This window comes from Halomonas sp. BMC6 (genome assembly GCF_964204995.1).
GTDB lineage: Bacteria > Pseudomonadota > Gammaproteobacteria > Pseudomonadales > Halomonadaceae > Vreelandella.
This window is the reverse complement of the sequence record NZ_CAXNSH010000001.1, coordinates 1,128,688-1,148,927: the sequence shown is the minus strand read 5'-3', so window position 1 is coordinate 1,148,927 and position 20,240 is coordinate 1,128,688. Positions and strand designations below refer to the sequence as shown.

The window sequence follows — 20,240 nt, the reverse complement described above, 5'->3', positions numbered from 1 at the left end:
GCGTACTTTACGGATTCGAAGCCGGGTTGGCAAGAGCTAATGTGAAAAAGTTTTCAGAAAGTTCACACCAGGGTCACGCGAGCGTAACGCTTCTTGCCCGCTTGAATCACATACACTTTACCAGTGGCGAGCATGGTGTCTTGAGCAACGACCTCACCATCCACTTTGACACTGCCGTTTTTCAGCATGTCTTTCGCTTGCGCGCTGTTTTTGGTCAGACCAGAGCGGTTGAGCACGGCTGCAATCGGCGCCTGCTCGCCACCCTCGAAATCGACCTCTACTTCCGGCAGGTCTTCCGGCAGCTCACCATCGGCCAGTTGGTTACCCGCCGACTTGTGCGCATTCGCGGCGGCTTCATCACCGTGGTAACGAGCGATGAGTTCACGAGCCAGCTCCATTTTCACATCGCGAGGATTCGCACCCTGCTCGACACTCTGCTTCAGCGCCTCGATCTCTTCGTTCGATTTGAGCGAGAGCAGCTCGAAGTAACGCCACATTAAGCTATCGGGCATGGAGACCAGCTTATTGAACATGGACCCCGGTGCTTCATCCACGCCCACGTAGTTGCCAAGCGACTTGGACATTTTCTGCACGCCGTCCAGACCTTCCAATAGCGGCATGGTAATGACCACCTGGGGCTCCTGACCGAAGTGCTTCTGAATCTCGCGCCCCATGAGCAGATTGAATTTCTGGTCGGTACCGCCCAGTTCCACGTCGGCTTCCAGCGCGACCGAGTCGTACCCCTGCACCAGCGGGTAGAGGAATTCATGAATGGCGATGGACTGGTTGGCTTTGTAGCGCTTTTCAAAGTCATCGCGCTCCAGCATCCGCGCTACAGTACTTTGCGCGGCCAGCTCGATCATCTTGGCGGCACTTAGCTCGCCAAACCACTCGGCGTTGAAGCGCACCTCGGTCTTTTCTGGATCGAGGATTTTGAACACCTGCTCTTTATAGGTTTCTGCGTTCGCCTTGACGTCGGCTTCGGTCAGCGGCTTGCGGGTGACGTTTTTACCGGTCGGGTCACCAATGCGGCCAGTGAAATCACCAATCAAAAAGATAACGGTGTGACCAAGATCTTGGAACTGGCGCATTTTGGTCAGCAGTACGCTGTGGCCCAGGTGCAAATCAGGTGCTGTAGGGTCGAACCCTGCTTTAATACGCAGCTTGCGACCAGACGCGAGCTTTTTACGCAGCTCGTCTTCTACCAGGATTTCATGCGTCCCCCGCGACAGCAGCGCTAACGCCTGATCCACCTCACTCATTGCCTCTCTCCATGTACTATGTGCCGTTAAAGGCGTTTAAATAATCAATAGTGGGCGATGTTATCACGCTCCACCGCCTTGGTTGAGCCTTCACCCCGTTTTGGATGACTCGCATGATGAAAACCGCTTCCTCCACACCGACGGCCTACTATATCGGGCTCATGACAGGCACCAGCTTGGACGGCATTGATGCCGCCCTGGTCGCCATCACTCCTGGCACGCCACCTAAGCTATTAGCCACGGCCGCCGTTGCCATGCCCGATACGCTGCACGCGCAGCTACTGCACCTTTGCCACGCGCCAGCAGCGCGCTTTGCCGAACTGGCCGCCGCCGAGAATGCCTTTTGCCGCCTCCAGGCCCAGGCCGTTACAGAACTCTTAACGGAACAGGGGCTCGTCCCGGCTCAGATTACGGCGATTGGCAGCCACGGCCAGACAATTGAGCACGCGCCACAAGGTCACCAGGGGGGTCCGGCATATACGCTACAGCTAGATAACCCGAGCCTGCTGGCAGAATTGACGGGATGTACGGTGGTGGCCGATTTTCGCCGCCGAGACTTGGCCGCTGGCGGCCAAGCAGCGCCTTTAGCACCCGCCTTCCACCAAGCGCTGTTTGGGCAGCGCCCAGGCGAACAGCTCGTGCTGAACCTGGGCGGTTTTGCCAACCTTACGTGGCTTCCTCAAGAGCAGGAGCGCGCCGTGGTGGGCTTCGATACCGGACCGGCGAACGTGCTGCTGGATGCCTGGTTTGCCAAGCATCACACCGGGCGATTTGATGAGAACGGTACTTGGGCGGCCAGCGGGCAAATCGACCAAGCGCTGCTCGCCCGCCTGCTGCAAGAACCCTTTTTTCATCAGCCGCCGCCGCGCAGCACCGGGCGCGAGCTGTTTCACTTAGCGTGGTTGAGCGACCACCTCACTGGCGACGAAGCCCCCCGTGATGTTCAGGCAACGCTGGCCGAACTGACGGCGGTGAGTGTCGCGCAAGGGGTGGCCCAACTGCCGCTAAGCCAGCCCAGCGCCACGCTACTGGTGGGCGGTGGCGGTGCTCACAATGCCTATTTGATGGAAAGGCTAGCCGCGCACCTGCCCAAGGTCACGCTGCTCTCCCCCGCTACGCTGGGCTGGCCGGAAGATTGGATTGAAGCAGGAGCCTTTGCTTGGCTCGCCCACCAGCGCCTGCACGGGCTACCCGGCAACCTGCCTTCCGTGACTGGCGCCAGCGGCCCGCGGGTATTGGGCGGCATTTACGCCCCCTAGCGGCGAAGGCCATCAATAATCGTCACCGTCGCGCAGAGCAAGATGAGACGGCACCTGCGCATCTAACGGCTTACCGCTGGCGGCGGCGTCGCCCTGCTTGATCATCAGCCGCAGGTCGTTGGCGGAATCCGCATGGGCCAGCGCCACTTGCTGGCTGACTTGGCCCGCTTGATAAAGCGTGTAAAGCGCCTGATCGAAAGTTTGCATCCCCGCGTCGCGGGAGCCTGCCATGGCCTGCTTTAATTCATCAATACGCCCTTTACGGATCAGATCCACCACCCGTGGCGACGAGAGCAGAATCTCAATCGCCGCGCAGCGGCCGCCCTGCTGAGTAGGCAGCAGCTGCTGCGCGACCACGGCACGCAGATTCAGCGACAGATCCATCAGCACCTGCTCGTGCCGCTCATGGGGAAAGAGGTGAAGGATGCGCTCCAACGCCTGGTTGGCGTTGTTGGCGTGCAGCGTCGCCAAACAGAGATGCCCTGTTTCCGCGAAAGTGAGGGCGTGCTCCATGGTCTCGCGGGTACGAACTTCGCCAATCAAGATCACATCCGGCGCTTGGCGTAGCGTATTTTTCAGCGCCACCTCGAAGGACTCCGTATCCACCCCCACTTCGCGCTGATTAACGATGCCTCGCTGATGCGGATGCAGGTACTCGATGGGGTCTTCAATGGTGATGATGTGCCCACCGACTGAGGCGTTGCGCTCCTGAATCATCGCCGCCAGGGTAGTGGATTTCCCCGTTCCCGTGCCGCCTACCACTAGCACCAGCCCGCGTTTGGCATTGGCCAACGTCGCCAACTGGCTAGGCACGCCCAGCGCGCTAAGGGTCGGAATGGTCTGCGCAATACGGCGCACCACCATGGCGGGCTCGTTACGCTGTTGAAAGGCGCTTACCCGAAACCGCCCCGCACTCTCCAAGCTTAGGGCAAAGTTCGCCTCGTGCTCCTCTTGAAATCGCTCCCGCTGCTTCTCGGGAACCGCATTCAGCACCAGGCTACGCACCTGGCTAGAGGAGAGCGGCTGACGCCCCAGCGGCATCAGCCCCTTGGGCGTTTTCAAGCTGGGCGGCGCGCCCACCGAAATCAGCAGGTCAGAGGCCTGCTGCTCGACCATGATGCCCAGCAGTTGGTGCAGCCACTGGGTCGCGGTCATACCGCTGGCTGGCTCACTCATCGCGTCTATTATCCTTTTGCCGCCTTACTCATCTTTTAACGTCAGCGTGCCTTTAGCTCTTACTTGGGCTTCCTCCATACTCACCACGCCCTCTTTAACCAGCTTGGCGAGCGAGGCATTCAGGGTCTGCATTCCCAGTGCGCCGCCGGTCTGGATAGCGGAGTAGATCTGCGCCACTTTATCTTCGCGAATGAGGTTACGCACCGCAGACGTGGCAATCAGAATCTCGTGGGCCGCCACGCGCCCGCCACCCTGACGCTTCAACAACGTTTGCGAGACAACCGCCTGGAGCGATTCAGACAGCATTGAGCGCACCATGGATTTCTCTTCACCGGGGAATATATCGATGATCCGATCGATGGTTTTCGCCGCCGAGGTCGTGTGCAGCGTACCAAACACCAAGTGTCCCGTTTCAGCCGCAGTCAGCGCTAAACGGATCGTTTCGAGATCGCGAAGCTCGCCTACCAAAATCACGTCCGGATCTTCGCGCAGCGCGCTTCGCAGCGCCCCAGAGAAGCTATGGGTGTCGCGGTGAACCTCCCGCTGATTAATCAGGCAGCGTTTGCTGGTGTGCACAAACTCCACTGGGTCTTCGATGGTTAGAATATGCTCGAAGCGCTGTTCGTTGATGTAGTCGATCATCGCCGCCAAGGTCGTGCTTTTGCCCGATCCCGTGGGCCCGGTCACTAGCACTAATCCCCTGGGTAGCATCGAAAGGCGCTGGAACACCTCGCCCATGCCCAAGGTGTCCATGGAAAGCACCTTATTGGGAATGGTACGGAACACCGCCCCCGCCCCGCGTGCCTGGTTAAAGGCATTGACCCTAAAGCGCGCCACGCCCGGCACCTCAAACGAGAAGTCCGCTTCTAAGTGCTCTTCATAGTCGCGGCGCTGCCGATCGTTCATGATGTCGTAGATCAGCCGCCGAACGTCGCTGTTCTCCATGGCGGGCACATTAAGCCGACGAATATCGCCATCAACACGTATCATGGGAGGCAGTCCCGCCGAAAGGTGCAGGTCGGATGCATTCTGCTTTGCCGAGAATGCCAGCAGTTCGGTAATATCCATCTCTCTTTCCCAGCTGCGGTAAGGTGCTTGAGTATGACAGACAACGCGCTCCCCGAGTCACTTGCATCTGCGCGTGAACGCCTGCGCCGGGCGCTTGAGGATGCCGGACGCTCGCCCACCAGCGCCACCCTGCTGGCGGTGAGCAAAACCAAGCCCGCCGAGATGCTGCGCGAAGCGTGGCAGCACGGCCAGCGCGAGTTTGGTGAAAACTACCTACAAGAGGCGCTGGATAAACAAGCGGCGCTTGAGGATCTTGACGGCATTGTGTGGCACTTCATTGGCCCGCTGCAATCGAACAAGACCCGCGCTGTGGCCGAGCAGTTTGCCTGGGTACACAGCGTTGACCGGTTAAAGATCGCCAAACGCCTGAGCGAACAGCGCCCGGCAGCGTTACCACCGCTAAACGTATGCCTGCAGGTCAATATTAGCCGCGAGGCCACAAAATCCGGCGTGCTGCCGGAAGACGCCTTAGCGCTGGCCCAAGAGACTGCCGCCCTGCCAGGCCTCGCCCTGCGCGGGCTGATGGCGATTCCCGCCCCGGCGGAGACGCTAGAGGCACAGCGCCAGCCGCTGGCAGCGCTGCGCCAGCTCTTGGAAGAGCTCCAAGCGGCACTGCCTGAGGCACCGCTGGATACGCTCTCGATGGGCATGAGCGACGATTTAGAAGCGGCTGTCTTAGAAGGCGCCACGCTGGTACGTTTAGGCACCGCCATTTTTGGCGCACGGGGCTAACTACGGTTCACACAGCACGCGGCTCACACAACACACGGTTTACTTTACACGCTGCAAGACGCAGCCATTTGCAAAAAAGGATACCCCCATGGCGAGCAAGATCACCTTCATTGGCGCAGGCAATATGGCCAGTGCCATTATCGGCGGCCTGATCGAAAGCGGTGTCTCACCTAGCGACATCACCGCCACGGCACCCAACGAAAGCGAACTGGCTCCGCTCGCGGCGCGCCTGGGTATTCATACCCACACCAACAACAGTGCAGCGGTCAGCGGTGCAGATGTGGTCGTGCTGGCGGTCAAACCGCAGATCATGCGCGGCGTTTGTGAAGCCCTGCGTGAAAGCGTTCAGCAGCAGGCGCCGCTGGTAATGTCCATTGCTGCAGGCCTGGATGCCAACACCATCGACCAGTGGCTGGGCGGCGGCAACGCCCTGGTGCGCTGCATGCCCAACACCCCGTCACTGGTCGGTATCGGCGCCAGCGGCCTGTACGCCAACGCGGCGGTCAGCGATGCCCAGCGCACCCTCGCCACGCAGCTGATGGAAGCCGTGGGCATTGTCGAGTGGGTCGAGGAAGAGCGTTTACTGGATGCGGTGACCGCGGTTTCCGGCAGCGCCCCGGCTTACTTCTTCTTGATGTTTGAAGCCATGGAAGAGGCCGCCGTGAAGCTCGGCCTGCCTGCTGAAACCGCCCGCCGCTTGGCCATTCAAACCGCCTTGGGGGCCTCCACCATGGCCCAGCGCAGCGACAAAGACCCGGCTACCTTGAAGCAGAACGTCATGTCACCCGGCGGCACTACCGAGCGCGCTATTGCGCATATGGAAGAGGCGCACCTGCGCACGATCATCGCCGACGCCATGCAGGCCTGCGCCGAGCGCGCCGATGCCATGTCCAAAGAGCTCAGCGGACACGAATGAGTCACACGCCGCTAACGAGCCGTGAATGACGCCATAAGAACGATATGTTTGAGGAGAAGCCGCAATGGGAAGTCAATTAGGCAGCGCCGGATTAATGCTGGTGAACTCGCTGATCAATATTTATCTGTTTCTGTTGATGCTGCGCTTTTTGCTGCAGGCATCCCGGGCGGATTACTACAACCCACTCAGCCAGTCGGTGGTCAAAATCACCCAGCCAGTCGTGGGACTATTCCAAGGCTTTTTAGGGCCGGTCGCTGGTCGCTTTGATCTTGCCACTCTGGCGGCCGGTTTCGTGCTGAAAGTCGTCAGTATGATTGCCATTTTCATGGTGATCGGCGTGGGCATGCCGCCCGTTGCAGGGCTGCTGATTGCCGGGGTGGCCGCGCTGGCCAACGCCATCTTGAAGATCTACTTCTTTGCCATGATCGTGATGATCATTCTGAGCTGGGTCGCGCCGAATGCCAGCCACCCCGGCGCACTGCTGGTGATGCAGTTGGTCGAGCCGATCATGGCTCCAGTGAGAAAAGTGATTCCGCCGCTAGGCATGATCGATCTTTCACCAATCGTGGTCTTTATCGCCATCAACCTGGTAGACGGCGTTGTGGTGGGCTCGCTGATTCGTGCAGCAGGCATTTCGGGGGCACTCGTAGGGCTATAACGCGCCTATCGATGCAACGAACGCCCCGAGCTTACTTTTTGCAGGACTTATTTTTGCAGGACTAGCGCTTTCGATGCCTGATTCAGACACTCTTGCTTATGACGACCGGCCAGCGGACTCCGTTGGCCTTGTGACCCCTCACGTGGTTAAGTTTGATACGCCGCTGCCGCTTGCCTGCGGCAAGACGCTGCCGGAGTACGAACTGATCTATGAGACCTACGGCACGCTGAACGCCGAGCGCTCTAATGCGGTGCTGATTTGCCACGCGCTGTCGGGGCATCATCACGCTGCGGGCTATCACACCGCTGATGATCGCAAACCTGGCTGGTGGGATGCTCATATCGGCCCCGGTAAATCCATCGACACCAATCGCTTTTTCGTGGTGTCGCTGAACAACCTGGGCGGCTGCCACGGCAGTACCGGCCCGGTGAGCCATAACCCGGACACCGGCCGCCAGTGGGGCCCTGACTTCCCCGTGGTGACAGTGAGCGATTGGGTCACCAGCCAAGCGCGTCTCGCCGACCATCTGGGCATCGAGCGCTGGGCAGCGGCAGTGGGCGGCAGTTTGGGCGGCATGCAGGTGCTGCAGTGGACGATCACCTACCCCGAACGCGTTGCCAATGCCGTCGTCATTGCGGCCACGCCGCGCCTCTCGGCGCAGAACATCGCCTTCAACGAGGTCGCCCGCCAAGCCATCCGCTCAGACCCGGAGTTCTTCGACGGTTGGTACGCCGAACACGACACCGTGCCCAAACGGGGGCTAAAGCTGGCCCGCATGGTCGGACATATCACCTATCTCTCCGAAGACGCCATGGGCAGCAAGTTTGGCCGCGACCTGCGCAGCGATGATTTGAACTTTGGCTTCGACGTCGAGTTCCAGGTGGAGTCGTACCTGCGCTATCAGGGCGATACCTTCTCGACTGCGTTCGATGCCAATACCTACCTGCTGATGACCAAAGCGTTGGACTACTTCGACCCGGCGGCCAGCTGCGACGGCGATCTTGCCTGCGCCCTGGCACCGGCGCAGTGCCCCTTTTTGATCGTCAGCTTTACCACCGACTGGCGCTTCCCGCCGTCGCGCTCCCGGGAGTTGGTGGATGCGCTGACGCGCGCGGGCAAATCGGTGAGCTATGCCAACATTGAATCGCCCCACGGGCACGATGCCTTCTTATTGCCGGAACCGCGTTATCAAGCGCTGTTCAGCGCCTTTATGGGCCGCGTCGCCCGAGAGCAGCACCTAGACGCCGCAGGCGCGGAGGAAACACGCTAATGCGCACGGATCTTGAACTGATTTACGACTGGGTTCCCCAAGGTGCACACGTTTTGGACTTGGCCTGCGGCGACGGCATTCTGCTGGAGCGACTGGCCCAAGAGAAAGGTGTGACCGGCTATGGGTTAGAGATCGACCCCGACGGCATCACCCAATGCGTGGCACGCGGCGTCAACGTGATCGAGCATAACCTGGATGACGGCCTGGGCAGCTTCTGCGATAACAGCTATGACCAGGTCATCATGACCCAGGCGCTGCAAGCGCTGCGCCGCCCGGACAAAATGCTCGATGAAATGCTGCGAGTAGCCGAGGAGGGAATCATCACCTTCCCTAACTTCGCCTACTGGCGTCATCGCATTCACCTGGGGTTACGCGGCTACATGCCGGTGTCAAAATCGCTGCCCCACGCGTGGTACGACACCCCCAATATCCACCTATCGACGTTTAACGACTTCGAGCACCTGTGCAAAGAGAAAGGGCTGGTGATTGTTGACCGCGCCGTGGGCGTTGGCGACCACAAGGGACACTGGACCTCGAAGTGGTGGCCTAATCTGTTTGGTGAAATCGCCATTTTCCGAGTGCGCCGACGCGCCTAATACCGCACTTACCTCACCCATGAGAGGAGACACGCTATGGCTATTGCGACACTGCGACGCTTTCCACTGCTGCTAGTGCTGCTGGGGACACTGCTCAGCGCCACCCAGGCAGCGGCAGAGCAGATGGTGCGAGTGGGCGAATACGAGATCCACTACAACGCCATCGAAACGCGCTTTCTCACTCCAGAAGTGGCGCAGGCAAACAGTATCCAGCGCAGTATCGGGCACGGTTTGGTGAATGTGAGCGTGCGCGAGCGCCAGCCGGATGGTTCCACACGACCGGTCAACGCCAGTGTTGAGGGCTATGTTAGCGACCTCACCGACACCCGCGAGCCGCTCAGTTTTCGCACCGTTCACGATGGCGATGCCACCTACCATCTTGCCACGTTCACCCTGCGCCAAGACGAGCCGATGCGCTTCAATCTCGACGTGCGCTACGACCGCAATGAAAACCCCAAGCCAGTGAGTTTTATCCAGCGCTTCTATATCGAACGCTAAACCCGTACCGGTAGCGCCCGCGCCAGGCGGGCCGCTACCGGTACACTCTGCTGCCACTCCACCCTCACGCCATATGCCACTACTTCCACACCGGCGTTCACCGCATCACTTAACGCTGCCGCATAGGTAGGGTCGATATGAGTCGCCGGTGCCACGTCCGCAATTCCCTCATGCGCCACGCAGAACAGCAGCACTGCCCGCTCGCCCTGCTCGGCCAGCGCCGCCAATGTGTGCAAATGCTTGGTTCCACGCACGCTCACGGAGTCGGGAAAGTAGCCATGCCCATCCGCCTCTTTCAGCGTGACCTGTTTGACCTCCACGTAGGCGGCGCCCTTCTCAGGGTCATCCAAACGAAAATCGAGCCGCGCTTCGCCTACCTTTACCTCACGCTTTAACGTTTGATAGCCCGTAAGTGGTGCTATCTCGCCTGCATTAATCGCGGCTTCGACCAAGCCATTCGCTCGCCCGGTGTGAACCGATGCCAGCGCCGTTCCACCATCTGGCTCGGGCAGCTCTATCCACTCCCAGGTCCAGGCCAGCTTGCGTTTGGGGTTATGACTGGGCGAGAGCCATACCCGGCCGCCGGGCACGTTCACCGACTTCATCGAGCCAGTATTCGGGCAGTGAGCCACCACTTCCTCACCGCTATCCAGGCGCACATCGGCCAGAAAGCGCTTATAGCGGCGCAGCAGCGTGCCGGACACCAGCCCTGGATAGGTCATCATAAGCGGCTCACAAAGCGCGCGATGCGCACCACCGCCTCCTGCAGCCGTGCCACGTCGTTGGTGAACGCGATGCGCACATGGTGCTCGCCGCCCTGTACGGCAAAGTCGATACCCGGCGTGATGGCGACGTTCTCCTCCACCAACAGGCGCTCGCAGAAGGCTTGGCTGTCGCGACTATAGCGGGAGATATCCAGCCAGAGATAGAACGCTCCCTGGGGCGGTAGATCCGGCGCAAGCCCTAGCTCGGCCAAGCCATCCAGCAGCACTTGGCGGCGCTGCTTAAGAGTGGCTCGCCGGGTTTCCAGAATATCCCGGCACTCCGGGGTAAACGCTGCCAGCGCCGCGTGCTGGGAAGGCGTTGGCGCGGCGAGGAACACGTTTTGTGCCAGCCGAGTCAGCGGCTCGACAGCCTGCTCCGGGGCGACCAGCCACCCCAAGCGCCAGCCGGTCATGCCAAAGTATTTGGAAAAGCTGTTCACCACAAAGGCGTCATCCGACAATGACGTGGCCGACAGCGGCGCGTCGTCGTAATTCAGCCCCTGGTAAATCTCATCGACGATGACATCGCCGCCCTTGGCCGCCACCGTATCGATCACCTTCGTGAGCGCCGGGGCCTCCAGCGTATGCCCGGTCGGGTTTGAGGGGCTGGCCAGCATGGCTAAACGCGTCTTGGCCTGCCAATGCTGCTCGATCAGCGGTGCGGTGAGCTGCCAACCGCTGTCGCGCCCTACCGGCACGGCGTCGATCTCGGCCCCTGCCAACGCCATGAAGTGGCGGTTGCATGGGTAGTTTGGGTCGGCCATGAGCACTCGGTCGCCGCTCTCAACGAGCAGCTGGCTGGCCAACAGCAGTGCTCCAGACGCCCCGGGGGTGACCAGAATACGGGCGGGATCCACCGTGGCGTTGAAGTGCTCGGCGTAGTGCCCCGCAATGGCCTCACGCAGCGACGCCAAACCGGCTGCGGGGGTGTAGCGCGTTCTGCCTTCGGCAAGCGCCTGCTGCCCGGCGGCGACGATGGGAGCGGGCGTTGCGAAATCGGGCTCGCCCACTTCCAGGTGAATCACGTCATGACCTGCCGCTTCACGCGCCTGAGCCATTTCCAATAAGTGCATTACGCGAAAAGGCGCAACGTGATCGACACGCGAATTCCAGGCCATAACGGCTCCTTCACCTAGCAGTAGTTAAACCATGACCCAGGTCGCACAAGATGTGGGACCATGGTCGAAAGCGCACTATTATGCTTGCATCGCGCGCAATTTTCAGCTAAACAAGCATCCCTTTGGCGTGAGATCGTGACACACGCTCATGGTCGATCAGCAGTCACATACGTAAGGGGCACTCCCATGCCAGTAGCGGAAAAGAAACCGGAAGCGTCCAAGTCCTTCACACCGTATGAGCCGGCACCGGGTGAAGAGTATATGAATGAGAAGCAGCTCGCGCACTTCCGCCAGCTGCTTCTGGACTGGAAACAGGACCTCATGGAAGAGGTGGATCGTACCGTACGCCACCTGCAGGAAGATGCTAACAACTACGCCGACCCCGCCGACCGCGCCACGCAAGAAGAGGGCTTTAGCCTGGAATTGCGCACCCGGGATCGCGAGCGCAAGTTGCTGAAGAAGATCAACGAAACCATCGAGAAGATCGATGATGACGACTACGGCTTCTGCGAAGCCTGCGGCGTGGAGATCGGCATTCGTCGCTTGGAAGCACGCCCCACCGCCACACTGTGCGTCGACTGCAAAACCTTGGCCGAGCTGAAAGAGAAGCAGCTAGGCGGTTAAGCACCCTGCCATCCGGCTAAGACGATGGCCGACAGCGGGCACCCTTGAGGTGCCCGTTTTTGTTTGTCATCTTGTGTGCTTCTCACCGCTTGACCGTTTTCACGCACGGGTTGCCATGACCGCCACCGCTCACTATCGAGGGCGCTTTGCCCCCACCCCCTCCGGGCCGCTTCATCTTGGCTCGCTGGTTGCCGCGCTCGGCAGCTATTTGGATGCCCGCGCTGCGGGCGGCCAGTGGCTGGTACGTATTGAAGACATCGACCCACCACGCTGCCCAGAAGGCGCGGACAGCACCATCTTGCGCCAGCTAGAGGCCTTCGGCCTGACATGGGATGGGGAGGTGATATGGCAACGCCATCGTCATGATGCCTACCAGCAAGCCCTGGACCGGCTCATCGATCAGGGGCTGGCGTATCCATGTAGCTGCTCACGCAAGCAGTGGCAGGCTTACGATATTTACCCCGGCTGGTGCCGAGACGGTGTGCGCGATGCCAGCAAGCCGGTCGCATGGCGGCTGCGCAGCGACCTCGCCAAACGCCCCGTCGGCTGGCACGACCGGCTATTCGGCGAGCAGCGCTTCGATCCCGCCGAGCTGGGCGATGTTGTGTTAAAGCGCAAAGACCAATTATGGGCCTACCAGCTCGCGGTGGTGGTGGATGACGCCCACCAGGGCATTACCGATATCGTGCGCGGGTACGACCTGCTGGATAACACGCCTTGGCAGCAGCAGTTACAGGAAGCGCTACAGCTGCCCACGCCGCGCTACCTGCATCTGCCGCTGGTAGTCACGGCGGACGGCCAAAAGCTCTCCAAGCAAAACCTCGCCCCTGCACTGGCCGAGGAGAGCCGCGGTATTCGTCGCCAGCTATTTCAGGCGCTTCAACTCCTCGACCAGACCCCGCCACCGGCTCTAATCGATGAAGCGCCGAGCGTGCAGCTACGCTGGGCCATCGAGCACTGGACGGTGGCCCAGCTGGCCCCGCAGGCCCACCGCTCTTCGCCACCGGAGCCGTAAGATGTACGTTTACCGCATCATGCTATTTCTTGTCTTTGGCGGGTATCTTCTCTCCCCGCTGTTCATGGATGGCTGGGCTGACCCGAGCGTGGCCTGGTACCGCCCGTTTGCCATTTGGGGGGGCCTGATTGCCCTGACGCTATGGCTCGAGCAGAAGAGGAAGTTGGATGAACGCTGAGTTAGTAGGCGTCGTATTACTAGGGCTTGGCTATCTTGGGCTGCTGTTTGGCTGTGGCATGGCCGTCGAGCGGGGCTGGGTGCCGGTGCGCATTACTCGCCACCCGATGGTGTATACCCTAGCGCTCGGCGTATACGCCAGCGCCTGGGCCATCTACGGCAGCATCGAACTCGCCGCGAATGCCGGGTTTGGCTACCTCGCTTACTACCTAGGGCCAGCGGGAGCTTTCTTGCTCGCCCCTGTGCTACTGGTACCGATTCAGCGCATTACCCGCACTTACCAGCTCTCTTCATTGGCGGATCTATTCGCCTTTCGCTACCGCTCCCGCTGGGCGGGAACGCTGGTGACGCTCTTGAGCCTGCTCGCCGTGCTGCCGCTACTGGGCATTCAGGTGCAAACCTTGAGTGACGCCGTGCAACTACTGACCGGCAGTCGCTACAGTGCTGCGGTAGCGCTGCTGTTCTGTGGCATCATTGCCGCCTGCGCCGTGCTGTTTGGCGCCCGCCACAGTCATCGGCACCGCCACGATACGCTGCTGAGCGTGATTGCCTTCGAATCGGTGATCAAACTCCTGGCCATGCTCGGGCTCGGTGCCATTGCCTTGTGGTGGGTGTTTGATGGCCCTCAAGATTTACAGCGCTGGCTGGAAGGCCCGGGCGCGGCACTCCAGAGCGCCACCCCACAGCTCGAAGCCCCCCAGTGGCGTACGCTTCTGCTGCTGTTTTTCGCGGCGGCCTTCATGATGCCGCACCTATTTCAGATCACCTTTGCCGAAAGCCTCTCTCGCCATACCTTGATGCAAGCCAGTTGGACACTACCGCTCTTTTTGCTCTTGATGGCGCTACCGGTGCCGCTGATCCTGTGGGCGGCGCAGTCGGCCAACGAGAGCGTACCGCTGGCCGCTTACGCGGCGTACCTGATGACCGAGCACTGGTGGGTCGGCGCGCTGGCGTTCATTGGGGGCTTGGCGGCCGCCAGCGGCACCATGATGATGATTGCGCTCGCGCTCTCCGGCATGGTGCTAAACCACATCGTGCTGGTCGCCCGTCCGCCAGAGGCGCGTAGCGACCTCTACGGCTGGCTGCTGTGGCTGCGCCGGGGGCTGGTCGGGGCCGTGATTGTCGGTGGCTGGCTGTTTGCCGAAAGCGTCGGGCGCTATCACTCCTTGACGAACCTCGGGTTGGCCGCGTTCGTGGGCATGGCGCAGTGTTTGCCGGGCCTTCTAGCACTGCTCTATTGGCCGGGTGCCAACCGCAAAGGCATGATTGCCGGCCTTATCGGCGGTATTGGCGTCTGGCTATGGGGGTTATGGCTACCGCTGCTGTTCGATATCGCCCTCCCCGCACTGCCGTTCACTCTGTTGATGCCCGCCGATGCACCCGCGTGGTACAACGCCACGCTGATCTCGCTGGCGGTGAATATCGTCTTGCTGATCGTCGTGTCGCTGTTTACGCGCATCTCCGAGGGCGAGCGCTCGGCGGCGGAAGCCTGCTCGGTGGATGCGGTCATCCGCTCGAAACGCCTACCACTGGAAGCCGCGACGGCGGGGGATTTCCCCGCCCACTTGGCTCAGGCACTTGGCGATGAAGCCGCCAGCCGCGAAGTGGACCGCGCCCTGAAAGCGCTCAACCTGACCCCGCAAGAGCGCCGACCCTATGCGCTGCGCCGTTTACGTGACCGTATTCAGGCCAACTTATCAGGGCTGATGGGGCCGTCGGTGGCGCGGGATATCGTCGACCGCTACCTGCCCTACCGCCACGATGATGCTCCTGTCACCGACGACATCCACTTTGTCGAGAGCCGCTTAGAAGCCTACCGCTCGCGTCTCACCGGGCTTGCCAGAGAACTCGACGGGCTGCGCCGTCACCATCGGCAAACCCTGGCCTATCTGCCGGTGGGGCTGTGCGTGTTGGGCGACGACGATGAGCTGCTGATGTGGAACCAAGCGCTCTCCCAGCTCTCTGGCATCAGCGGCGATAGCGTGATCGGCTCCCGGCGCGACAGCCTGCCGCCGCCCTGGCCCACGCTACTGGGCAGCGTGCTGAACGCCAGCCAAACGCCGCTGTACAAACAGGCGGTCACGCTGCACGGCAAAGACTACTTTTTGACGCTGCATAAAGCGGTGCTCAGCGGCCACGATAGCCGCGGCGGCAGCGTCATTCTGGTCGAGGATCACACCGAGATGAAATGGCTGGAGGAGGAGTTGGTGCACGCCGCGCGGCTCGCCTCCATTGGCCAGCTTGCCGCTGGGGTCGCTCACGAGATTGGCAACCCGATTACCGGCATCTCATCGCTGGCGCAAAACCTGCGCTACGACACCGACGACCCGGCGCTTTTGGAAACCGCCGACCAAATTCAGCAGCTCACTCAGCGGGTGACTAAAATCGTCAACTCACTGGTGGGCTTTGCCCATGGCGGACGCCCGGCACTGCCGCTTCCTGCCGCCCCAGCCTCGCTGAAAACGGTCAGCGACGACGCCCTGCACTTGATCCATTTAGCCCGCTCGGGGGAGGATGTCACCTTTACCAATCACTGCCCAAGTGACATTGTGGTGAGCGGTGATGCTCAGCGTCTTACCCAAGTCATGGTAAATTTACTGAGCAACGCCAAGGATGCTTGCTCCCCCCAGGGAACGGTGCTAATTGAGGCAGGCACTCAGGCCCGCCACGCTTGGTGGCGCGTCGTCGACGACGGACATGGGATTGATCCCAGCGTCAAACACCGCCTGTTCGAACCGTTCACCACCACCAAACCGGCGGGTGAAGGCACCGGACTTGGGCTATCGTTGGCGTATCAAATTATCAATGAGCACCAAGGCAAAATAGAGGTCGCTTCGCCACCTCCCGGAAAGCCTCGCGGCACGGCCATTACGCTATGGCTACCGCTTTACCAACAGGATGATCACTTGCCCCATGCCCAGGATACTGATTGTTGAAGATGAAGCGATTATTCGCAGCGCGTTAAAGCGCTTACTGGAACGTCATCACTACAGTGTCAGCGAAGCGGCCAGCGCCGAAGAGGCCCGCACGCAGCCACTCAGCGACTTTGACCTCATCATCAGCGACCTGCGCCTGCCGGGGGAGCCGGGCACGACGCTCATTGAACTCGCGGCCCCCGCTCCGGTACTGATCATGACCAGCTACGCCAGCATGCGTTCGGCGGTGGATGCGCTCAAGCAGGGCGCGGTCGACTATGTCGCCAAACCCTTCGACCACACCGAGCTTCTGGAAACCGTCGAGCGTATTCTGCACAAGCAGTCGATGCAGCAGGGCACGCCGCCGGATGTCACCGACGGAGGCGGCGGCCGTCAAACCATGATTGGCGACTGCATCGCCATGCAGGAGGTTTACACGCGCATTCGCAAAACCGCGCCTGCGGACGTCACCGTGCTCATCCAAGGCGAATCTGGCACTGGCAAGGAGCTGGTCGCGCGCGCCATCCATCAGCAGAGCAAGCGCGCCAAAGCGCCGCTGATTTGCGTGAACTGCGCGGCGATTCCCGAAACGCTGATCGAATCCGAGCTGTTTGGTCACGAAAAAGGCGCCTTTACCGGCGCCAGCGCGGCACGCACCGGCTTGGTCGAAGCCGCCGACGGCGGCACGCTGTTTCTCGATGAGATTGGCGAGCTGCCGCTGGATGCCCAAGCGCGCCTGCTGCGGGTACTGCAAGAGGGCGAAATCCGCAAAATTGGCTCCGTGGAAACCCGCCATGTGAACGTTCGGCTGATTGCCGCCACTCACCGCGACCTGCGCGCGCTTTCCAAAAGCGGCGAGTTCCGGCTTGATTTGTACTACCGGCTGAACGTGATGCAGATCGCCCTGCCACCGCTGCGCGAGCGCGAAGACGACGTACTCAAAATCGCTGACATCCTGCTGGAAAAGGCCTGCAAGCGCCACGAACGCCCAGGACTACGGCTCTCCAGAGCGGCCCGCCAGGATCTACGCGACTACCCCTGGCCCGGTAACGTGCGCGAGCTGGAAAATGCGCTAGAGCGCGGCGTGATTCTTGCCGAAGGCCATTTGATTCATCCCGACGATTTAGGGCTTGGTCCGGTCACCAACCGTTCTCACCCGCCAGCGCCCAGCGCGGCTCCATCCCCCAGCGAGACTGCGGCGACCATCGACGAAGACGACCTCTCGCTGGAAGACTACTTCCAACATTTCGTGCTGGAACACCAGGATCAAATGAGCGAAACCGAGCTAGCGCAGAAGCTAGGGATTAGTCGTAAAAATTTGTGGGAGCGCCGCCAGCGGCTGGGCATTCCGAGAAAGAAAACCGCTCGCCGACAAAGCTAGCCCCCATAAGAGCGGTCAAGACGTTAGTCATTGGCCGTAAGACTAACGTCTAATAGATTGATTTACCTGAGAAATATCCAAAAATCGTTACCCAACCACTGTTACCTTCCCACACAATGACACGCAAAATAGCCGCTAAAATGGGTAACACTTTCTCTTCCAAATAGTTCCCTGGCCTACCCAAAAATCGCCAAACCACTGAAATACATGGGGTATCAAATGAGTGGCACGGCGAGTGCACTATTACTAGGCAAGAAGAACAAACTGGGCAGCGCGGTAAGTCGTTAACAAGAACAACATGACACCGCCCCGACCTGAGCCAAAACAAAAACAACAGGGCCAGGTAGAGATAACGGCACGAATAAGAACAACAGGCTTGAGTCTCATTACTTGCATGCGCAGCACAAGGCCACTAAGCGGAGCCATGCAACAAAGCGCAGCGAACAATAACAACAGTCAGCAAGTGCCCAAATAAGGACGCGACGTACACAAGGGTCTGCACCCAAACAACAACAATAGCAGCATACGTGTACACCCCCGGAGCCAATAACAACTCGCCGGGAGAGAAAAGTTCGCGGTTGGATTATTGTTTTGAATACGAGGCGGTCGGAATCAGAGTGGTTCTTTACGCCTGCCGACTGCGGTGCGTATTCAGGGCGATGTGCCATCATGAATAAAAACAGCAGCATGGACGCTGATTGTCTGCTTTATAGGGGAGGCTCACGTAGCCTCCCCTTTCCGCGTTTATGGGCACCCATCGACGCTCTGGTCGGCGGCTCTTTGCATACCGCTCTTTGCAAGCCCCAGGGGGTCGGATACACTCAACCCCTTACCGTCCTCCATACGGTCACGTTTTTCGAACCCGTTTTCGCTACACTGCGAGTCGACATCGCCGCATGTTTAAAGGATTTACCCGTTTATTACATAGTCCGGGAGAGCACTTGAAATCCCTGCTCGATTCCCCAGAGAGCGCCTCCGATGCGCCCAGCCCTCGTATTATTCCGCGCTCCGAGCATCCCGTTTCTCGTCAGCAAATCAGTGAAGCCGCGCTCAAGGTGCTGTACCGCCTCAATGGGGCTGGTTTCGATGCCTATCTTGTCGGTGGCTGCATTCGCGACGCACTGCTGGGCAAAATGCCGAAAGACTTCGATGTTGCCACCAACGCAACGCCCGAGCAGGTGCGCGACCTATTTCGCAACTCACGCCTGATTGGCCGCCGTTTCCGCATCGTTCACGTGCGCTTTGGCCGCGAAGTCATCGAGGTAACCACCTTCCGTGGTAAACCCCAGGACGAGCACGGCGACCATATCGCTCACCAGTCGGACGATGGCCTGCTGCTGCGGGACAACGTATGGGGCAATATCGAAGAGGACGCGCTGCGCCGCGACTTCACGGTCAATGCGCTCTACTACAACATTGCCGATTTCACGATCCATGATTTTGCCAACGGGGCGCGGGACATCGAATCGCGCACGCTGCGGCTGATTGGCGACCCCGCGACCCGCTACCGTGAAGACCCGGTACGGATGCTGCGCGCGGTCCGCTTCGCGGCCAAGCTCGACTTCACCATCGAGCCTGCCACCGAAGCGCCCATGTACGACCTCGCTCCGCTGCTGCTGCAAATTCCGCCAGCACGCCTGTTCGATGAAGTGCTCAAACTCTTCATGTCCGGCCACGGGCTAATCACTTTCCGCCTGCTGAGCCACTACAACCTGTTTGGCATGCTCTTTCCGGAAGCGGAAGAGGCCATGGCCGACGCCGCCTGGGCAGAGGAGCTCATCGAGCAGGCGCTCGCCAATACCGACAAGCGCATTGCCGACGACCGCCCGGTCACGCCCGCCTTCCTGCTTGCGGCTTTTTTATGGGCTCCCGTGGTGCATCGTCAGGCCGAGCTCGAGCGCGAGGGCATGCCTGCCGTGCCCGCCCTACAAACCGCCGCTCAGCAGGTCGTATCGCGCCAGCTTCAGCACACCTCCATTCCCAAGCGGTTTGGCATCCCCATGCGCGAAATTTGGGAGCTGCAAGCACGCCTGCCGATGCGCCGGGGCAAGCGCGCGTTCCAAACCCGTGAACATCCGCGCTTTCGCGCCGCCTTTGATCTGCTGATACTACGTGAGCAGGCGGGCGAAATTCCTCGTGGCCTGGGCGACTGGTGGGATGCCTTCCAGAAAGGCGACGATCACGAACAGCGTCGCCTGTTGCAAAAGGTTGGCAGCGACCCGGCCAGCCAAGGCGACCGCCGTCGCAAAAAGCGCCGCAAACCGCGGAAGGCAAACAGTGAATAACGCCGTTCGTTGCTATATCGGCCTTGGCAGCAACTTAGAGAATCCCATTGGGCAGGTGCAGCAGGCGCTCCAGGAATTGGCCGCCTTGCCGTTGTCACGGCAAGTGGCCAGCTCGTCGCTCTACGCCACGGCGCCCATCGGCCCTCAAGATCAGCCGGACTTCATCAATGCCGTCGCCTGTTTGGAGACACGTCTATCGCCGCTGGCGCTCCTCGACCAGCTACAGGCGCTGGAGCAGCGCCATCGGCGACGGCGGCTACGCCACTGGGGGCCACGCACGCTGGACCTAGATGTGCTGCTTTACGGCGAACATATCCTGCAGCACCCCCGCTTGACCGTACCTCATGGGCAGATGTACGCCCGCGCTTTCGTACTCGTACCGCTGGCAGAGGTCGCCACGGCGCTTCAGCAGCCCATCACGCTGCACCAGCAACCGCTCGAAGCGTGGCTGTCGCGCCTCAATACGAGCGATATTCGGCACTTAAGTGCTACCGATGTAACCGCCACTGCTACCATCTGACACAAA

The 20,240-nt window shown here is 60.4% G+C and carries 19 protein-coding genes; 14 read left to right on the top strand and 5 right to left on the bottom strand.

The features are described from left to right. Positions 1-62: 62 nt before the first annotated feature. Positions 63-1,262, bottom strand: a complete 1,200-nt coding sequence (tyrS, locus tag AB6K10_RS05470) for a tyrosine--tRNA ligase (protein WP_253019158.1) — start codon at positions 1,260-1,262, stop codon at positions 63-65. 116 nt (positions 1,263-1,378) lie between these two features. Between tyrS and AB6K10_RS05465 the strand changes: the two genes are divergently transcribed. Continuing rightward, positions 1,379-2,521: an anhydro-N-acetylmuramic acid kinase gene (locus AB6K10_RS05465; RefSeq protein WP_339119598.1), complete on the top strand. Its 1,143-nt coding sequence runs from the start codon at positions 1,379-1,381 to the stop codon at positions 2,519-2,521. Positions 2,522-2,533: 12 nt separating this feature from the next. Here AB6K10_RS05465 and AB6K10_RS05460 read toward each other — a convergent pair whose 3' ends face one another. Both AB6K10_RS05460 and AB6K10_RS05455 read right to left on the bottom strand, forming a co-directional pair. Further along, complete coding sequence (locus AB6K10_RS05460; protein WP_339118140.1) at positions 2,534-3,697, bottom strand: PilT/PilU family type 4a pilus ATPase; 1,164 nt, start codon at positions 3,695-3,697, stop codon at positions 2,534-2,536. Between the two features lie 24 nt (positions 3,698-3,721). Continuing rightward, on the bottom strand, positions 3,722-4,765 hold the full coding sequence (locus AB6K10_RS05455) for a type IV pilus twitching motility protein PilT (RefSeq protein ID WP_339118139.1): 1,044 nt from the start codon (positions 4,763-4,765) through the stop codon (positions 3,722-3,724). A gap of 33 nt (positions 4,766-4,798) precedes the next feature. On the opposite strand from AB6K10_RS05455, the gene AB6K10_RS05450 reads away from it, so the two are divergent. The 6 genes from AB6K10_RS05450 (at position 4,799) to AB6K10_RS05425 (ending at position 9,435) form a co-directional block, all read left to right on the top strand. Continuing rightward, positions 4,799-5,497: a YggS family pyridoxal phosphate-dependent enzyme gene (locus tag AB6K10_RS05450; RefSeq protein ID WP_305947978.1), complete on the top strand. Its 699-nt coding sequence runs from the start codon at positions 4,799-4,801 to the stop codon at positions 5,495-5,497. Positions 5,498-5,585: 88 nt separating this feature from the next. Beyond that, complete coding sequence (gene proC, locus AB6K10_RS05445; RefSeq protein ID WP_339118138.1) at positions 5,586-6,413, top strand: pyrroline-5-carboxylate reductase; 828 nt, start codon at positions 5,586-5,588, stop codon at positions 6,411-6,413. Between the two features lie 64 nt (positions 6,414-6,477). Beyond that, a complete protein-coding gene (locus tag AB6K10_RS05440; protein WP_285264234.1) occupies positions 6,478-7,071 on the top strand; it encodes a YggT family protein in 594 nt (197 codons plus the stop codon). Between the two features lie 73 nt (positions 7,072-7,144). Beyond that, positions 7,145-8,341: a homoserine O-acetyltransferase gene (locus AB6K10_RS05435; protein ID WP_339118137.1), complete on the top strand. Its 1,197-nt coding sequence runs from the start codon at positions 7,145-7,147 to the stop codon at positions 8,339-8,341. Beyond that, positions 8,341-8,937 carry a methionine biosynthesis protein MetW gene (gene metW, locus AB6K10_RS05430; protein ID WP_159340815.1) on the top strand — a complete coding sequence of 199 codons (597 nt, stop codon included), beginning with the start codon at positions 8,341-8,343 and terminating at the stop codon, positions 8,935-8,937. The genes AB6K10_RS05435 and metW overlap by 1 nt, the downstream gene beginning before the upstream one ends. Positions 8,938-8,973: 36 nt before the next feature. After that, positions 8,974-9,435: a DUF4426 domain-containing protein gene (locus AB6K10_RS05425; RefSeq protein ID WP_339118136.1), complete on the top strand. Its 462-nt coding sequence runs from the start codon at positions 8,974-8,976 to the stop codon at positions 9,433-9,435. On the opposite strand, the gene sfsA is transcribed toward AB6K10_RS05425, so the two are convergent. Both sfsA and AB6K10_RS05415 read right to left on the bottom strand, forming a co-directional pair. Beyond that, positions 9,432-10,160, bottom strand: coding sequence for a DNA/RNA nuclease SfsA (gene sfsA / locus AB6K10_RS05420; protein WP_339118135.1), 729 nt, complete (start codon positions 10,158-10,160; stop codon positions 9,432-9,434). The two genes, AB6K10_RS05425 and sfsA, sit on opposite strands and share 4 nt — an antisense overlap. Then, entirely contained in the window at positions 10,157-11,317 is a 1,161-nt protein-coding gene (locus tag AB6K10_RS05415; protein ID WP_339118134.1) for an aminotransferase class I/II-fold pyridoxal phosphate-dependent enzyme, read from the bottom strand. The genes sfsA and AB6K10_RS05415 overlap by 4 nt, the downstream gene beginning before the upstream one ends. A 186-nt stretch (positions 11,318-11,503) precedes the next feature. Between AB6K10_RS05415 and dksA the strand changes: the two genes are divergently transcribed. The 7 genes from dksA (at position 11,504) to folK (ending at position 20,234) form a co-directional block, all read left to right on the top strand. Beyond that, a complete protein-coding gene (dksA, locus tag AB6K10_RS05410; RefSeq protein ID WP_139527987.1) occupies positions 11,504-11,941 on the top strand; it encodes an RNA polymerase-binding protein DksA in 438 nt (145 codons plus the stop codon). A gap of 115 nt (positions 11,942-12,056) precedes the next feature. Continuing rightward, a complete protein-coding gene (gene gluQRS / locus AB6K10_RS05405; RefSeq protein WP_339118133.1) occupies positions 12,057-12,956 on the top strand; it encodes a tRNA glutamyl-Q(34) synthetase GluQRS in 900 nt (299 codons plus the stop codon). Between the two features lies 1 nt (position 12,957). Further along, entirely contained in the window at positions 12,958-13,134 is a 177-nt protein-coding gene (locus tag AB6K10_RS05400; protein WP_305947984.1) for a hypothetical protein, read from the top strand. Further along, positions 13,124-16,069, top strand: coding sequence for an ATP-binding protein (locus AB6K10_RS05395; protein ID WP_339118132.1), 2,946 nt, complete (start codon positions 13,124-13,126; stop codon positions 16,067-16,069). The genes AB6K10_RS05400 and AB6K10_RS05395 overlap by 11 nt, the downstream gene beginning before the upstream one ends. Next, positions 16,047-17,429, top strand: coding sequence for a sigma-54 dependent transcriptional regulator (locus AB6K10_RS05390; RefSeq protein WP_339118131.1), 1,383 nt, complete (start codon positions 16,047-16,049; stop codon positions 17,427-17,429). Before AB6K10_RS05395 ends, AB6K10_RS05390 begins: the two co-directional genes overlap by 23 nt. Positions 17,430-18,325: 896 nt before the next feature. Further along, a complete protein-coding gene (gene pcnB / locus AB6K10_RS05385; protein ID WP_159340809.1) occupies positions 18,326-19,714 on the top strand; it encodes a polynucleotide adenylyltransferase PcnB in 1,389 nt (462 codons plus the stop codon). Beyond that, entirely contained in the window at positions 19,707-20,234 is a 528-nt protein-coding gene (gene folK / locus AB6K10_RS05380) for a 2-amino-4-hydroxy-6-hydroxymethyldihydropteridine diphosphokinase (RefSeq protein ID WP_339118130.1), read from the top strand. Before pcnB ends, folK begins: the two co-directional genes overlap by 8 nt. The last annotated feature ends 6 nt before the right edge of the window (positions 20,235-20,240 follow it).

Bases quoted from the DNA above. Each gene is read 5' to 3' on its own strand.
- AB6K10_RS05455 (WP_339118139.1), bottom strand. From the start codon at position 4,765: ATGGATATTACCGAACTGCTGGCATTCTCGGCAAAGCAGAATGCATCC.
- AB6K10_RS05450 (WP_305947978.1), top strand. From the start codon at position 4,799: ATGACAGACAACGCGCTCCCCGAGTCACTTGCATCTGCGCGTGAACGC.
- AB6K10_RS05390 (WP_339118131.1), top strand. From the start codon at position 16,047: ATGCCCAGGATACTGATTGTTGAAGATGAAGCGATTATTCGCAGCGCG.
- AB6K10_RS05465 (WP_339119598.1), top strand. From the start codon at position 1,379: ATGAAAACCGCTTCCTCCACACCGACGGCCTACTATATCGGGCTCATG.
- AB6K10_RS05435 (WP_339118137.1), top strand. From the start codon at position 7,145: ATGCCTGATTCAGACACTCTTGCTTATGACGACCGGCCAGCGGACTCC.
- pcnB (WP_159340809.1), top strand. From the start codon at position 18,326: ATGTTTAAAGGATTTACCCGTTTATTACATAGTCCGGGAGAGCACTTG.
- AB6K10_RS05395 (WP_339118132.1), top strand. From the start codon at position 13,124: ATGAACGCTGAGTTAGTAGGCGTCGTATTACTAGGGCTTGGCTATCTT.
- AB6K10_RS05415 (WP_339118134.1), bottom strand. From the start codon at position 11,317: ATGGCCTGGAATTCGCGTGTCGATCACGTTGCGCCTTTTCGCGTAATG.
- AB6K10_RS05400 (WP_305947984.1), top strand. From the start codon at position 12,958: ATGTACGTTTACCGCATCATGCTATTTCTTGTCTTTGGCGGGTATCTT.
- tyrS (WP_253019158.1), bottom strand. From the start codon at position 1,262: ATGAGTGAGGTGGATCAGGCGTTAGCGCTGCTGTCGCGGGGGACGCAT.
- metW (WP_159340815.1), top strand. From the start codon at position 8,341: ATGCGCACGGATCTTGAACTGATTTACGACTGGGTTCCCCAAGGTGCA.
- proC (WP_339118138.1), top strand. From the start codon at position 5,586: ATGGCGAGCAAGATCACCTTCATTGGCGCAGGCAATATGGCCAGTGCC.
- sfsA (WP_339118135.1), bottom strand. From the start codon at position 10,160: ATGATGACCTATCCAGGGCTGGTGTCCGGCACGCTGCTGCGCCGCTAT.
- dksA (WP_139527987.1), top strand. From the start codon at position 11,504: ATGCCAGTAGCGGAAAAGAAACCGGAAGCGTCCAAGTCCTTCACACCG.
- gluQRS (WP_339118133.1), top strand. From the start codon at position 12,057: ATGACCGCCACCGCTCACTATCGAGGGCGCTTTGCCCCCACCCCCTCC.
- AB6K10_RS05440 (WP_285264234.1), top strand. From the start codon at position 6,478: ATGGGAAGTCAATTAGGCAGCGCCGGATTAATGCTGGTGAACTCGCTG.
- AB6K10_RS05460 (WP_339118140.1), bottom strand. From the start codon at position 3,697: ATGAGTGAGCCAGCCAGCGGTATGACCGCGACCCAGTGGCTGCACCAA.
- AB6K10_RS05425 (WP_339118136.1), top strand. From the start codon at position 8,974: ATGGCTATTGCGACACTGCGACGCTTTCCACTGCTGCTAGTGCTGCTG.